12 protein-coding genes are annotated in these 13,521 nt (G+C 70.6%); 9 read left to right on the top strand and 3 right to left on the bottom strand.

The window, feature by feature from the left end; all coding sequences use genetic code 11:
• Nucleotides 1-127: 127 nt before the first annotated feature.
• Nucleotides 128-682, bottom strand: coding sequence for an adenine phosphoribosyltransferase (locus RT051_RS12955; protein ID WP_313077314.1), 555 nt, complete (start codon nt 680-682; stop codon nt 128-130).
• A 71-nt stretch (nt 683-753) separates the two neighbouring features.
• Entirely contained in the window at nt 754-2,739 is a 1,986-nt protein-coding gene (locus RT051_RS12950) for a cation:proton antiporter (RefSeq protein ID WP_313077313.1), read from the bottom strand.
• Nucleotides 2,740-2,779: 40 nt separating this feature from the next.
• Here RT051_RS12950 and RT051_RS12945 point away from each other — a divergent pair, with 40 nt between their 5' ends.
• Genes RT051_RS12945 through RT051_RS12930 form a run of 4 tightly spaced genes read left to right on the top strand, consistent with a single transcriptional unit; the run spans nt 2,780 to nt 5,797 of the window.
• Nucleotides 2,780-3,781 (top strand): KpsF/GutQ family sugar-phosphate isomerase, encoded by a 1,002-nt coding sequence (locus RT051_RS12945; RefSeq protein WP_313077312.1) that lies wholly within the window; start codon nt 2,780-2,782, stop codon nt 3,779-3,781.
• Nucleotides 3,781-4,365 (top strand): HAD hydrolase family protein, encoded by a 585-nt coding sequence (locus RT051_RS12940; protein ID WP_313077311.1) that lies wholly within the window; start codon nt 3,781-3,783, stop codon nt 4,363-4,365. Before RT051_RS12945 ends, RT051_RS12940 begins: the two co-directional genes overlap by 1 nt.
• 7 nt (nt 4,366-4,372) lie before the next feature.
• Nucleotides 4,373-4,996, top strand: a complete 624-nt coding sequence (gene lptC, locus RT051_RS12935; RefSeq protein WP_313077310.1) for an LPS export ABC transporter periplasmic protein LptC — start codon at nt 4,373-4,375, stop codon at nt 4,994-4,996.
• Between the two features lie 6 nt (nt 4,997-5,002).
• Nucleotides 5,003-5,797, top strand: coding sequence for an SDR family oxidoreductase (locus RT051_RS12930; protein ID WP_313077309.1), 795 nt, complete (start codon nt 5,003-5,005; stop codon nt 5,795-5,797).
• A gap of 123 nt (nt 5,798-5,920) precedes the next feature.
• Here RT051_RS12930 and RT051_RS12925 read toward each other — a convergent pair whose 3' ends face one another.
• Complete coding sequence (locus RT051_RS12925; protein ID WP_313077308.1) at nt 5,921-6,403, bottom strand: RNA-binding protein; 483 nt, start codon at nt 6,401-6,403, stop codon at nt 5,921-5,923.
• Between the two features lie 424 nt (nt 6,404-6,827).
• On the opposite strand from RT051_RS12925, the gene RT051_RS12920 reads away from it, so the two are divergent.
• From RT051_RS12920 to RT051_RS12900, 5 genes are all read left to right on the top strand, one after another.
• A complete protein-coding gene (locus tag RT051_RS12920) occupies nt 6,828-7,967 on the top strand; it encodes a homoserine O-acetyltransferase (protein WP_313077306.1) in 1,140 nt (379 codons plus the stop codon).
• Nucleotides 7,964-8,548, top strand: a complete 585-nt coding sequence (gene metW, locus RT051_RS12915) for a methionine biosynthesis protein MetW (RefSeq protein WP_313077304.1) — start codon at nt 7,964-7,966, stop codon at nt 8,546-8,548. Before RT051_RS12920 ends, metW begins: the two co-directional genes overlap by 4 nt.
• A gap of 162 nt (nt 8,549-8,710) precedes the next feature.
• On the top strand, nt 8,711-10,756 hold the full coding sequence (locus RT051_RS12910; protein WP_313077303.1) for a methyl-accepting chemotaxis protein: 2,046 nt from the start codon (nt 8,711-8,713) through the stop codon (nt 10,754-10,756).
• A 232-nt stretch (nt 10,757-10,988) separates the two neighbouring features.
• Nucleotides 10,989-12,179: a GGDEF domain-containing protein gene (locus RT051_RS12905; protein ID WP_313077302.1), complete on the top strand. Its 1,191-nt coding sequence runs from the start codon at nt 10,989-10,991 to the stop codon at nt 12,177-12,179.
• Nucleotides 12,180-12,212: 33 nt separating this feature from the next.
• On the top strand, nt 12,213-13,521 hold a 1,309-nt coding region (locus RT051_RS12900), incomplete at its 3' end, for a M20/M25/M40 family metallo-hydrolase (protein ID WP_313077301.1).

The raw sequence follows: 13,521 nt of genomic DNA, 5'->3' as shown, positions 1-13,521 counted from the left end.
TTCTTGCGCGGGCAAGAAAAGTAGGTCGCCCGCCGGGGCGAGTCCCGGCCCCCACGCCCAAAAAAACCTAACAACAAAACCAGCCCAAACCCCGCACCAGCCAACGAAATGCAGCTACAAAAAAATTTCAACCCCCCGCAAAATCCACCAGCGTATAAAGCGTCAACCCACTCTCCCTCAACCGCTCCGACCCCTTGAGCTCCGGCAAGTCCACGATGGCCGCCCCCTCCATCACCCGCGCCCCCAGCTTCTCCAGCAGCTTCTTGCCCGCCATCATGGTCCCCCCCGTGGCGATCAGGTCATCCACCAGCAACACCCGGTCGCCCGGCTGCACCGCATCCGAGTGCAGCTCCACGGTGGCGCTGCCGTACTCGAGCTCGTAGGTCTCCTCGACCGTGGTGAAGGGCAGCTTGCCCTTCTTGCGGATCGGCACGAACCCCACGCCCAGCTCGTAGGCCACCACGGCGCCGATGATGAAACCGCGCGCGTCCAGCCCCGCGACCACGTCCGGGCGCAGGTCGCGCTCCATGTAGCGCTGCACGAAGGCGTCGATCAGCACGCGAAAGACTTTGGGGTTCTGCAAAAGCGGCGTGATGTCGCGAAACTGCACGCCCGGGGCCGGCCAGTCGGGCACGGTGCGGATGTGCTGGCGCAGGTAGTCGTTGACGCGCAGGTCGGGCATGGCGGGGTTCCAGAAAGACGGGAAGGGGCGGGCAGGGCGGTCCGCAGGCAGCGCGCGAGTGTACCCACGCATCAGCCGCGCAGCAGCTGCTCCTCGGCCAGCGCCAGGGCCGTCGGGTGGCCTGACAGGACCAGGGTGTCGCCTTCGGCCAGGGGCGCGCTGCCGTCGGCCGGGCGGCTGTGGCCGTCGGCGCTGCGCACGCCCACCAGGTGCGCGCCCAGGGCGCGCAGCGCCAGCTGCCCCGGCGCCTGGCCGATGGTGGCGGCGCCCGGGGGCAGGGTGACGGTGGCCAGGCGCTCCTGGTCGCGCTCGGCGACCGTGTCGTCGTCGGCGCCGTGGAAGTAACCGCGCAGCAGCCGGTAGCGCGCGTCGCGCTGGTCGCGCACCAGGCGGATCACCCGGCGCATAGGCACGCCCACCAGGGCCAGGGCGTGGCCGGCCAGCATCAGCGAGCCTTCGATGGCCTCGGGCACGACTTCGGTGGCGCCGGCGCCGCGCAGCGCGTCCAGGTGCGTGTCGTCGTGCGTGCGCACCACCACCGGGACCTGCGGCGCATGCGTGCGCGCGTTGGCCAGCACCTTGAGCGCGGCCGCCGTGTCGCGGTGGGTGATGACCACCGCGGCGGCGCGCGCCAGGCCGGCGGCCATCAGCGCCTGCAGCCGCGTGGCGTCGCCAAAGACCACCGAGTTGCCGGCCGCGGCCGCCTGGCGCACGCGGTCGGGGTCCAGGTCCAGCGCCATGTAGCCGATGCCCTCGTGCTCGAGCATGCGCGCCAGGTTCTGGCCGCTGCGCCCGTAGCCGCAGATCAGCACGTGGCCGCTGGTGTTGATGGCCTGGCGCGCGATGGTGGTCACCTGCAGCGACTGCTGCATCCAGTCGCTGGCCACCAGCTTCATGATGATGAAGTTGCTGTGCTGCACCAGGAAGGGCGTGGCCAGCATGGACAGCACCATGGCCGCGAGCACCGGGTTGAGCAGCGCCGGCTCGACGAGGGCGTGTGTCTGCATGAGCGACAGCAGCACGAAGCCGAACTCGCCCGCCTGCGCGACGAACAGCGCGGTGCGCAGCGACACCCCGGCCGTGGCCCCCTGCAGGCGCGCCAGGGCCACGATCAGGCCGGTCTTGATCGCCAGCGGCCCGACCAGCAGGAACAGCACCAGCGCCCAGTGCTCCAGCAGAATGTGCCAGTCCAGCATCATCCCCACGGTCATGAAGAACAGGCCCAGCAGCACGTCGTGGAAGGGGCGGATGTCGATGCCCACCTGGTGGCGGTACTGGGTCTCGGAGACCAGCACCCCGGCGATGAAGGCGCCCAGCGCCAGCGACAGGCCGGCCAGATCGGTCAGCCAGGCCAGGCCCAGGGTGACCAGCAGCAGGTTGAGCATGAACAGCTCGTCGCTCTTCCTGCGTGCCACCAGCGTCAGCCACCAGCGCATGACGCCCTGCCCGCCCACCAGCAGCACGCCCACCAGCAGCGCGGCCTTGAGCAGCGCCAGCGCCAGCGCCAGCAGCAGCCGGTCGGGCGAGGAGCCCAGCGCCGGGATCAGCACCAGCAGCGGCACCACCGCCAGGTCCTGGAACAGCAGGATGCCCAGCACGCGCCGGCCGTGCTCGCTCTCGAGCTCGCCGCGCTCGGACAGCAGGCGCGCGACGATGGCCGTGCTGCTCATGGCCAGCGTGCCCGACAGCGCCAGCGCCGACTGCCAACCCATCTGCCAGACGCCGCCCAGCCAGTGCGACAGCGCCAGCAGCAGCGCCATGAACACCAGCATGGAGCTTGCCACCTGCGCCAGCCCCAGGCCGAAGACGTGGCGGCGCATGGCGCGCAGCTTGGGCAGGTTGAACTCCAGCCCGATGGTGAACATCAGGAACACCACGCCAAACTCGCCCAGGTGGCGCACGCCCTCGGAGTTGCGCGTCAGCGCCAGCGCGTGTGGGCCGATCAGGATGCCCGCGGCCAGGTAGCCCATCATGGGTGGCAGGCGCAGGCTGCGGCAGGCCACCACACCCAGCACGGCGGCGAGCAGGTACAGCAGGGTCAGGGCCAGTGAGGACATGAAAGTCATCGTAAGGGATGGCGCCGATAGAATTTCCGCCATGTCTTCTCCTTCCGCGGGCCTGCCCGCAGCCGCCGACGGGCGGGTCCTGGCCCTGGCGCGCGAAACCCTGGCCATCGAGGCGCAGGCCCTGCAGGGTCTGGCCGAGCGCCTGGATGCGCCCTTCGTCGAAGCCGTGCGCCGCATGCTGGCCACGCCCGGGCGCGTCATCGTCATGGGCATGGGCAAGAGCGGCCACGTGGGGCGCAAGATCGCCGCCACGCTGGCCTCCACCGGCACGCCGGCCTTTTTCGTGCACCCCGCCGAGGCCAGCCACGGCGACCTGGGCATGGTGACCGCCGGTGACCTGGTGCTGGCCCTGTCCAACAGCGGCGAGAGCAGCGAGTTGAACGTCCTGCTGCCCGTGCTCAAGCGCCAGGGCGTGGCGCTGGTGGCGCTGACCGGCAGGCCGGGTTCGAGCCTGGCGCGCCACGCCGACGTGGTGCTCGACTGCAGCGTGCCGCGCGAGGCCTGTCCGCTCAATCTGGCGCCCACGGCCAGCACCACGGCGCAGCTGGCCATGGGCGATGCGCTGGCCGTGGCGCTGCTGGACGCACGCGGCTTTCGCCCCGAGGACTTCGCCCGCTCGCACCCGGGCGGGGCCCTGGGCCGGCGCCTGCTCACGCTGGTGCGCGACGTGATGCGCGCCGGCGCCGACGTGCCGCGCGTGGTCCCCGAGGCCGGCTTCAGCGCGCTGATGCGCGAGATGAGCGCCAAGGGCCTGGGCGCGGCAGCCGTCGTGGACGCCGCCGGCCGGCCGCTGGGCATCTTCACCGACGGCGACCTGCGCCGGCGCATCGAGGCCGGCGCCGACCTGCGCGGCCTCGACGCGCGCGCGCTGATGACGCCCGGGCCGCGCACCATCTCCGCCGACGCCCTGGCCGCCGACGCCGCCCAGGCCATGGAGCGCCACGCCATCACCAGCGTGCTGGTGACCGACGGGTCCGGGGCGCTGGTGGGCATCGTGCACATCGGCGACCTGATGCGGGCCAAGGTGATCTGATGCATGCCCCGCAACCTGCCGGCGCCGCCCTGGGCCCCCTGGAGCCGGCGCTTTCGTTCGCGCCCGAGCTGCTGCTGCGCGCGCAGGACGTGCGCGTGGCGTTCTTCGACGTCGATGGCGTGCTGACCGATGGCAGCCTGTACTTTTCCGCCGAGGGCGAGACTCTCAAGCGCTTCCACACCCTCGATGGCCATGGCCTGAAGCTGCTGCAGCAGGCCGGCATCACGCCGGCCGTGGTCACCGGGCGCGATTCGCCCGCGCTGCGCCTGCGCCTGGCGGCGCTGGGCGTGGTGCACGCGCGTTTCGGCACCGAGGACAAGCGTCCCGCGGCCGAGGCCATCCTGGCCGAGCTGGGGCTGTCCTGGCCCGAGGCCGCCGCCATGGGCGACGACTGGCCCGACCTGCCCGTGCTGCGCCGCGCGGCGCTGGCCTGCGCGCCGCGCGAGGCGCACGCCGAGGTGCGGGCCGTGGCCCACCACATCGCGCAGGCCCCGGCCGGCGCCGGCGCGGCGCGCGAATTCTGCGACCTGCTGCTGGTGGCCAGCGGCCGCTACGCCAGCCTGCTGGCCGCCTGGTCGGCATGAGGGCGGCATGAAGGGCGGCCGCCTGCGCCAGGGCTGGGAGCGGCTGACGCTGTACCTGCCGGTGCTGCTCATGGGCCTGCTGGCCCTGGGCACCTGGTGGCTGGTGCGCAACGCGCCGCGCCCGGTGCAGGCCGCGCCCGAGCAGCCGCTGCGCCACGAGCCCGACTACTACATGCGCGACTTTTCCGTGCAGACCTTCGACGCCGCCGGCCGCACCACGGGCGAGCTGCGCGGCACACTGGCGCAGCACTACCCCGACACCGACACCCTGGAAGTGGACGAGGCGCGCATGCGCTCCCTGGCCGAGGACGGCAGCGTGACCACCGCCAGCGCCCGGCGCGCCCTGAGCAATGCCGATGGCTCCGAGGTGCAGCTGTTCGGCAATGCCCGCGTGGTGCGCGAGACGCCGGCGCGCGCGGGAGCGCCGGCGACCCCTCGCCTGGAGTTCGCCGGCGAGTTCCTGCACGCCTGGGTGCACGAGGAGCGCGTGCGCTCGGACCAGCCGGTGCAGCTCAGGCGCGGCGCCGACACCTTCACCGCCGACCGGCTGGAGTACGACCACCTGGCGCAGGTGTTGCAGCTCGACGGCCGGGTGCGCGGCACGCTCATGCCACCAGCGGCGCGGCGCTGACTGGCCATGGCGCCCTTGGCCCCCCTGGTCTTCATCACCGGCGCCTCCAGCGGCATCGGCCAGGCGCTGGCCGCCAGCTACCTGCGGACAGGCTGGCGCGTGGCGCTCGCGGCCCGCCGCGTCGAGGTGATGAAATCCTGGCTCGATGCTTGCGGGGTAAGGCCCGATAGCTATGAAATATATAGTTGCGACGTGGCCGAGCCGGACAGCGTCATCGCCGCGGCGCATGCCTGCCTGGCGGGCCAGGGCGTGCCCGACGTGGTCATCGCCAACGCCGGCCTGAGCGTCGGCGTGGACACGGCCGAGCGTGCCGACATCGATCTGCTGGCGCGCATCCACGCCGTCAACACCGTGGGCGTCGCCGCCACCTTTCATGCCTTCATCGCGCCCATGCGCGAGCGCGGCAGAGGCCGGCTGGTGGGCATCGCCAGCGTGGCCGGCATCCGCGGTCTGCCCGGGCACGGCGCCTACTGCGCGAGCAAGGCCGCGGTCATCAGCTATTGCGAAAGCCTGCGCGGCGAGCTGCGCGGCAGCGGCGTGCGCGTGGTCACGCTCAGCCCCGGCTACGTGGACACGCCGCTCACGCGCCAGAACCGCTACGCCATGCCGTTCCTGCTGAGTGCCGACCAGTTCGCGGCGCGTGCGCGCCGGGCGATAGCCCGTGGCGCCAGCTACCGCACCATTCCCTGGCAGATGGGCGTGGTCTCGTGCCTGCTGCGCGCGCTGCCCGATGCCCTGTTCGACCGCCTGCTGGCCGGACGCCCGCGCAAGCATCGCCAGGGCGGTGGACGGCCTCCATGAAAAGGCCGTGAGCGCGCTTCTTGAGGCGAGCGGGCAAAGAAAAAACCCCCGAAGGGGCCTGGATTCGCGAGGCCCCGGAAGGGGCCCCGCAAGGGGTGTCAGCCGCAGTGCGACCGGGAGCGATCAGTAACCGCCGCCGTTGCCACCGCCGTAGCCGCCACGGTTGCCACCGCCGCTGCCGCCGCGGGGGCCCGCGCCGTAGGGGCTGCGAAAGCCGCCTTCGCTGCGGCCGCCACCACCGGCGCCGCCGCCGTAGCCGCCACCGCCGCTGCGGCCACCGCCGCCGCCGTAGCCGCCGCCACCACCGAAGCCACCGCCGCCGCCGCCAAAGCCGCCACCGCTACGAGGCGGGCGGGGCTCCATGGGACGGGCTTCGTTGACGACGATGCTGCGGCCGCCCAGCGACTGGCCGTTCATGCCGTTGATGGCTTCCTGGGCCTCGGCATCGCTGGCCATTTCGACAAAGCCGAAACCCTTGGAGCGACCCGTGTCGCGCTCCATCATTACTTTGGCGCTGGTGACCGCGCCAAATTGACCGAAGGCCTGCTCCAGGTCCTGATCGCGCACCGAATAGGGCAGATTGCCGACGTACAGTTTGTTGCCCATTGAAGGGACTCCTCAAAAACAATTGGACTTAGCAACGGAGTCCCGAACCCGCAGCCAGTGAATCACAAAGACGCCCTATGCGCGAAAACTGACAGGATCACCGCAACCTCAGCGCAGGTGTTCCACCCACGCTGCGGCATTATGGGGGGGAAAGCGGCCTGGGGGGCAACGGTTTTTCATCCAAGGTGTGGTCGATTTGCAGCATTTGTCAAGTCCGGTATCCGGGAAGGGCGCTTTTCGGGCAGGCGGGCCCTGTGCGGGCGCCCCGGTGCACTCACCGCGGGCTTTGGCATAATCGCCCGACACGCGCCGATTTGCACCGATTGCGGGCGCTTTACAAATCCTGCTAAAGACGTGACCGAGATCGCACGCATGCAATCCGACCCGGCCCGTTCTTAGCGCGAGCCGGGTTTTTTTGTTTGCCATGTCGTTCATCGCCACACCGCAGACCATGCATTTCGAGGAGGCCCTGGCCCTGGCGTCGGGTGCCTCGATCCGCGACTACCACTTGAGCTTCGAGACCTACGGCGAGCTCAACGCCGCGCGCGACAACGCCGTGCTGGTGTGCCACGCGCTCAACGCCTCGCACCACGTGGCCGGCAGCTACGCTGGTCAGCCCAGGAGCGAGGGCTGGTGGGACAACATGATCGGCCCGGGCAAGAGCGTGGACACCAACCGTTTCTTCGTCATCGGCATCAACAACCTGGGTTCGTGCTTCGGCTCCACCGGCCCCATGCACGCCCATCCCGACACCGGCGAGATCTACGGCGCGGATTTCCCCGTCGTCACCGTCGAGGACTGGGTCGATGCCCAGGCGCGGCTGCTGGACCGCCTCGGCATCCGGCAGCTGGCCGCCGTCATGGGCGGCAGCCTGGGCGGCATGCAGGCGCTGTCGTGGACGCTGCAATACCCCGAGCGCATGCGCCACGCCGTGGTGGTGGCCAGCGCCCCCAACCTGACGGCCGAGAACATTGCCTTCAATGAGGTGGCGCGCCGCGCCATCGTCACCGACCCGGACTTCCACGGCGGGCACTTCTACCGCCATGGCGTGGTGCCGAAGCGTGGTCTGCGCATCGCGCGCATGATCGGCCACATCACGTACCTGTCGGACGACGTGATGAACGAGAAATTCGGCCGCGAGCTGAGGAACGCCGTGAGCGGCGGCGGCTACCAGTACAGCACGCAGGACGTGGAGTTCCAGATCGAGAGCTACCTGCGCTACCAGGGCGACAAGTTCAGCGACTATTTCGACGCCAACACCTACCTGCTCATCACCCGCGCGCTCGACTACTTCGACCCCGCGCGCGCCCATGGCGGGAGCCTGGCGCGGGCGCTGGCCGCGGCGCAGGCGCGGTTTCTGCTGGTGAGCTTTTCCACCGACTGGCGCTTCGCGCCGGCACGCAGCCGCGAGATCGTGCAGGCGTTGCTGGAGAACCGCCGCCAGGTCGCTTACGCCGAGATCGACGCGCCGCACGGGCACGACGCCTTCCTGCTCGACGACGCGCGCTACATGGCCGTGGTGCGAGCCTATTTCGACAACATCTCCCGGGAGCTGCAGCCATGAGCGACCACGCCACCATGCATGCCATCGCCCGCCTGGTGCCCGAGGGCAGCCGGGTACTGGACCTGGGCTGCGGCGACGGCGCTCTGCTGGACCTGCTGCAGCGCGAGCGCGGCTGCTCGGGCTACGGCATCGAGCTGGCTGACGAGAACGTCCTCGCCTGCGTGCGCCGCGGCGTCGACGTCATCCAGCTCAACCTGGACGAGGGGCTGGCGATGTTCGCCGACAACAGCTTCGACGTGGTGCTGCAGATCGACACGCTGCAGCACTTGCGCAACGCCGAGGTCATGCTGCGCGAGACCGCGCGCGTGGGCAGGAGCGGCGTCGTCGCGTTTCCCAACTTCGCGCACTGGCCCAACCGCCTGGCGGTGCTGCGCGGGCGCATGCCGGTCACGCGGCGCCTGCCCTACCAGTGGTATGACACGCCCAACATCCGTGTGGGCACCTTCAAGGACTTCGAGGTGCTGGCGCACCGCAACCGCCTGCGCGTGCTCGACGCCTTTGGCCTGCAGGACGGGCGCGAAGTGCGCTGGCTGCCCAACGCCCGCGCGGGCACGGCGGTGTTTCACTTCGAGCGCGACTGACGCCTGCCGGGCCGGCGGCGGCGCGCCTTCCACCCTTTTCCGGTACGCAGCATTGCGTAAGGGAATGCGTGAATGAATGTTACGGCGCGCTGCCGTAGATTCATCCACTGGCCCGCCTGGCGGGCCTTTCGCATGCCCATTTTGTCCAGGAGATCGCCCGTCATGGCCGCCGCAGCCCCCATCCACCACCGCAACCGTTCCGTCGCCCGCCGGGTCACCCTGATGGCGCTGGCCCTGGTGGCGGGCGTGCTGGTGCTGGTCGGCATCGCTCTCGCGGTGCTGACCGAGCGCAGCGCGCGCACGCAGCTGGTGCACAGCGTCGGCACCACCGCCGAGGCCGTGGCCCAGTCGCTGGACGCCGCCGACAACGCCAGCCGCGAGATGGTGCGCGGCGCCATGAAAGGCTTCCAGCGCTACTTCGAGGCGCAGATGCACCTGGACGAGTCCACGGACGAGCTGCGCAGCTACGGCGGGCTGGTCAATGGCGACTATGGCTCGGTGGACAAGTTCGCCCAGGAAACCGAGGGTGTCGCCGCGGTGTACGCCCGCAAGGGCGACGATTTCATCGCCGTCACCACCTCGGTCAAGAACGCTGAGGGCCAGCGCGTGCTGGACGTGCCGCTGTCGCGCGCCGACCCGGCGGCCCATGCTGCTCTCGCCAAGGGCGAGCCCTACACGGGCCTGGTCAACGTGCAGGGCAAGCCCTACATGGGCCACTATCTGCCCGTCAGGAATCCTGCCGGGCAGGTGGTGGCGCTGCTGTTCATCGGCAACGACGTGAGCCTGTTCCAGGCCATGGTGCAAAGGCAGGTCGAGAACACGCATTTCTTCGAGCACGGCGGGGTCTATGTGGTCGCCGCGGGCGCCACGCCCGGGCAGGCGCGCTTCATTTACCACCCCACCGCGCGCGGGCGCAAGGTGCTGGAGGTGGCGCCGCAGGCCGGCCCCTTCCTGCAGGCGCTGGCCGAGGCGCCCGACGGGTACGTGCGCCATGCCGCCGCGCTGCTGGGCCCCGCCACCGAGGACGCCTGGGCGCTGATGCGCAAGACCCACGCCGGCTGGTGGGTGGTGGCCGAGGTGCCCGAGGCCGAGGCCATGGCCGGCCAGCGCTGGCTCAACATGGCCATGTGGGCGCTGATGGCGCTGACGCTGGCGCTCCTGGCCCTGGGCCTGTTCCTCATGCTGCGCCGCGGCGTCGCCCGGCCGCTGACCGAACTCACCCAGGCCGTCACCCTGGTGGCCCAGGGCGACCTGACACAAAGCTTCACCAGCACGCGGCGCGACGAGATCGGCACCCTGGTGCACGAGGTGGAGGCCATGCGCCAGCGCTATGTGCAGGTGCTGCAGCAGGTGCGCCAGGCGGCCGACAGCATGGACACCGCCAGCGCCGAGATTGCCAGCGGCAACCAGGACCTGTCGGCGCGCACCGAGGCCACCGCCGGCAGCCTGGCCCAGACGGCGCAGAGCATGGAGCAGCTCACCGCCAGCGTGCGCCAGTCGGCCGACGCGGCCAGCCAGGCCAACCAGCTCGCCGCCTCGGCTGCCGAGGTGGCCGCGCGCGGCGGCCAGGCCGTGGGCGAGGTGGTGACGACCATGAGCGAGATCGACGACAGTGCCCGGCGCATCGCCGACATCATCCAGGTCATCGATTCGATCGCCTTCCAGACCAACATCCTGGCGCTGAACGCGGCCGTGGAGGCGGCGCGCGCCGGCGAGCAGGGCCGGGGCTTTGCCGTCGTCGCCGGCGAGGTGCGGGCGCTGGCGGGCCGCTCGGGCGAGGCGGCGCGCGAGATCCGCCAGCTCATCCAGGCCTCGGTGGAGCGGGTCTCCTCGGGCACGCGGCTGGTGCGCAACGCCGGCAGCACCATGGACGAGATCGTGGGCAGCGTGCAGCGCGTGGGCGACATCATCGGCGAGATCACCGCCGCGGCGGCCGAGCAGGCCGGCGGCATCGGCCAGGTCAACCAGGCGGTCGGCCAACTCGACCAGATGACGCAGCAGAACGCCGCCCTGGTGGAGGAGTCGGCCGCCGCGGCGATGAGCCTGCGCGAGCAGGCGGCGCGCCTGGCCGACGCAGTGCAGGTGTTTCGCCTGGGACAGGGGAAGGACGCGCCAGCGCCCGGACGCGCTGCCTTGGTGGGTGCGCAGGGCCAGGGCGACCCGCGGCTGGGAGCCGCCGCATCGCAGCTGGCACTGGAGCCGGCCTGAAGCGCCTCATCCAGTCCGGCAGGCCGCATGCCCTCTGCGAGCCACTCTTGCCGCGGGAGTGTTTTCGCTACATTTTAAATAGCTGAAAGTCCAGACGCGTCAAGGACTGAAGGCTGATTTTTCAGTATTCACGCCGAGGCTGCGATCAAGGGCACGACCGTCCCTGCGCCGCGCGGCAGGAGCAGTCGAAGCCGTTATGCTGTACGGCCGTCTTTGCAGCCCACGCACCACCATGACCCTTGCCCTGGATGTCGCAACCATGCTGGTCATGACTGCGGCGGCCTCCTTTGCCATGGCCCTGGCGCTGGCAACGGTGCCCGGCGAACGGCGCGAGGGCCTGGGGCTGTGGGGCCTGGCGCTGGTGCTGCACGGGGTCTGCTACACGCTGTATGCGCTGCGCGACCAGATCTCGCCCTGGGGCAGCGTGGTGCTGGCCAATGTGCTGTTGTCGTGCACTTTTGCCACGACGCTGGCGGCGATCGAGCAGTTTCACGGCCGGCCCATGCCCTGGTGGCGCATGGTGCTGCCCGTGGCGGCGGTGGCTGTGCTGTTCGTCGTCTATCTGGACGACTTTCGGATGCGGGTCGGGTTGATCGGCATCATGCTGCCGGTGCAGGTCACGATGGCGCTGTGGGGGTTGTGGCGCCGGGGGGCGCAGGTGCCCACGCGCGGGGCGATGCTCCTGACAACAGGGTTGTTCGTGCAGATCGTGTTCTTTTCACTGCGCGGCTGGCTTGTCGCCTCCGGCCGGGTGGAACTGGACGCCATGCTGCAGACCAGCGCCATACAGTCCCTGAGCTTCGTGCTGACCTTCGTCGTCGTCATCACCTCGGCACTGGGCTTCATCCTGATGACCAAGGAGCGCCTGGAGGCGAGCCAGCAGCATCTGGCCACCCACGATGGCCTGACCGATCTGGCCAACCGCCGGGCGCTGATGCAGGTGTTCGAGCGCGATCTGGCGCAGGCCGTGCGGCGGCGCCAGGACTACGCCCTGCTCTTGCTCGACATCGACCATTTCAAGGTCATCAACGACACGCACGGCCACCCGGTGGGCGACCGGGTGCTGCGCCACCTGGCCGAACTGCTGCGCACGCGCGTGCGCAGGCAGGACTTCGTCGGCCGCTATGGCGGCGAGGAGTTCATGGTGCTGCTGCCCGGGACGAGCCTGGCCGGGGCACTGGAGCTGGCCGAGGCGCTGCGCCGGGCGGTGCAGGCCACGCCCTGCCCGCACCCGGACGGGGCCATCGCCCTGACCGTGAGCCTGGGAGTATGCGCGGCGTACCCGGGCGCCGAAGGTTTTGGCGGCGCCGAAGCGCTGATCCAGGCGGCTGACCGGGCGCTCTACGCCGCCAAGGCCGGCGGGCGCAACTGCGTGTGCCATGCCCCTGCTGCGCCGGGTGTCGCCGGCCTCGCCGTATGCTGAGCCTTCGTCCGCCGCTTTCCTGAGGAGCCTGCCATGAACGCCCCCCTGCCCGCCGCCGCCCTTGACCCCGTCCAGGCCCTGGAGCGCGTCTCGCGCGCCTGGGACGAGAGCATCCTGCGCGAACTCACCGACTACATCCGCATCCCCGCCAAGTCGCCCGGCTTCGCGCCCGACTGGCGCGAGCAGGGCCTGCTGGAGACCGTGCTGCGCAATGCCGCGGTGTGGATCGAGGCGCAGAAGGTCGAAGGCCTGCGGCTTGAGATCGTGCGCCTGCCCGGGCGCACGCCGGTGCTTTTCTTCGAAGTCGCGGCCACGCGGGCGGCCAGCCGCCAGACCGTGCTGATGTATGGCCACATGGACAAGCAGCCCGAGTTCGACGGCTGGCGCGCCGACCTCGGGCCGTGGACCCCCAAGTACGAGGACGGCAAGCTCTACGGCCGCGGCGGTGCCGATGACGGCTACGCGGCCTATGCCAGCATCGCCGCGGTGCAGGAACTCAAGCGCCAGGGTGTGCCGCACCCGCGCATCGTCGGCCTGATCGAGACCTGCGAGGAAAGCGGCTCGGGCGACCTGCCGGCCTACATCGACGCACTCAAGGAGCGCCTGGGCGACGTCGCCTTGGTCATCTGCCTGGACTCGGGCGCCGGCAACTACGACCAGCTGTGGCTCACCACCAGCCTGCGCGGCATGGCCAGCGGCACCCTGCGCGTGGACATCCTCACCGAAGGCGTGCATTCGGGCGATGCCTCGGGCGTGGTGCCCTCGTCGTTTCGCATCATGCGCCAGGTGCTCGACCGCCTGGAGGATTCAGGCACCGGGCGCCTGCTGCCGGCGAGCTTCCACTGCGAGGTGCCGCCCGAGCGCCTGCGCCAGGCGCGCGCCACGGCGGCCATCCTGGGCGAGGAGGTCTACAAGCGCTTTCCCTGGGCGCATGCGGACTGTGGCGGCTCGACCCTGTTCGCCCTGCCGACCACCGACGACCCGGTGCAGGCGCTCTTGAAGCGCACCTGGGAGCCGACGCTGTCGGTGACCGGCGCCGAGGGTTTTCCGCAGCTCAAGGACGCGGGCAACGTGCTGAGGCCCTACACCGCGTTCAAGCTCAGCCTGCGCCTGCCCCCTCTGGTGGATGCCGCCGCCTGCGTGCAGGAGATGAAGGCGCTGCTGGAGGACAACGCGCCCTACCAGGCCCGGGTGACGTTCGAGAGCGGCGGCGCGGCCAGCGGCTGGGACGCGCCGGACATCACGCCCTGGTTCGGGCAGGCGCTCGACGCCGCCAGCCGGGCGCATTTCGGCGCGCCCTGCGGCTTCATCGGCCAGGGCGGCACCATTCCGCTCATGAACA

This window comes from Melaminivora sp. (assembly GCF_032059615.1).
Lineage (GTDB): Bacteria > Pseudomonadota > Gammaproteobacteria > Burkholderiales > Burkholderiaceae_C > Melaminivora.
Note: the sequence above shows the minus strand (reverse complement) of the source record. Positions and strands in the feature narration are given on the sequence as shown.

What these genes read in the sequence shown, in the direction of transcription:
- RT051_RS12930 (WP_313077309.1), top strand. Translation starts at nt 5,003, where the DNA reads ATGGCGCCCTTGGCCCCCCTGGTCTTCATCACCGGCGCCTCCAGCGGC.
- RT051_RS12950 (WP_313077313.1), bottom strand. Translation starts at nt 2,739, where the DNA reads ATGTCCTCACTGGCCCTGACCCTGCTGTACCTGCTCGCCGCCGTGCTG.
- RT051_RS12955 (WP_313077314.1), bottom strand. Translation starts at nt 682, where the DNA reads ATGCCCGACCTGCGCGTCAACGACTACCTGCGCCAGCACATCCGCACC.
- lptC (WP_313077310.1), top strand. Translation starts at nt 4,373, where the DNA reads ATGAAGGGCGGCCGCCTGCGCCAGGGCTGGGAGCGGCTGACGCTGTAC.
- RT051_RS12925 (WP_313077308.1), bottom strand. Translation starts at nt 6,403, where the DNA reads ATGGGCAACAAACTGTACGTCGGCAATCTGCCCTATTCGGTGCGCGAT.
- RT051_RS12945 (WP_313077312.1), top strand. Translation starts at nt 2,780, where the DNA reads ATGTCTTCTCCTTCCGCGGGCCTGCCCGCAGCCGCCGACGGGCGGGTC.
- RT051_RS12940 (WP_313077311.1), top strand. Translation starts at nt 3,781, where the DNA reads ATGCATGCCCCGCAACCTGCCGGCGCCGCCCTGGGCCCCCTGGAGCCG.
- RT051_RS12920 (WP_313077306.1), top strand. Translation starts at nt 6,828, where the DNA reads ATGTCGTTCATCGCCACACCGCAGACCATGCATTTCGAGGAGGCCCTG.
- RT051_RS12905 (WP_313077302.1), top strand. Translation starts at nt 10,989, where the DNA reads ATGACCCTTGCCCTGGATGTCGCAACCATGCTGGTCATGACTGCGGCG.
- metW (WP_313077304.1), top strand. Translation starts at nt 7,964, where the DNA reads ATGAGCGACCACGCCACCATGCATGCCATCGCCCGCCTGGTGCCCGAG.
- RT051_RS12910 (WP_313077303.1), top strand. Translation starts at nt 8,711, where the DNA reads ATGGCCGCCGCAGCCCCCATCCACCACCGCAACCGTTCCGTCGCCCGC.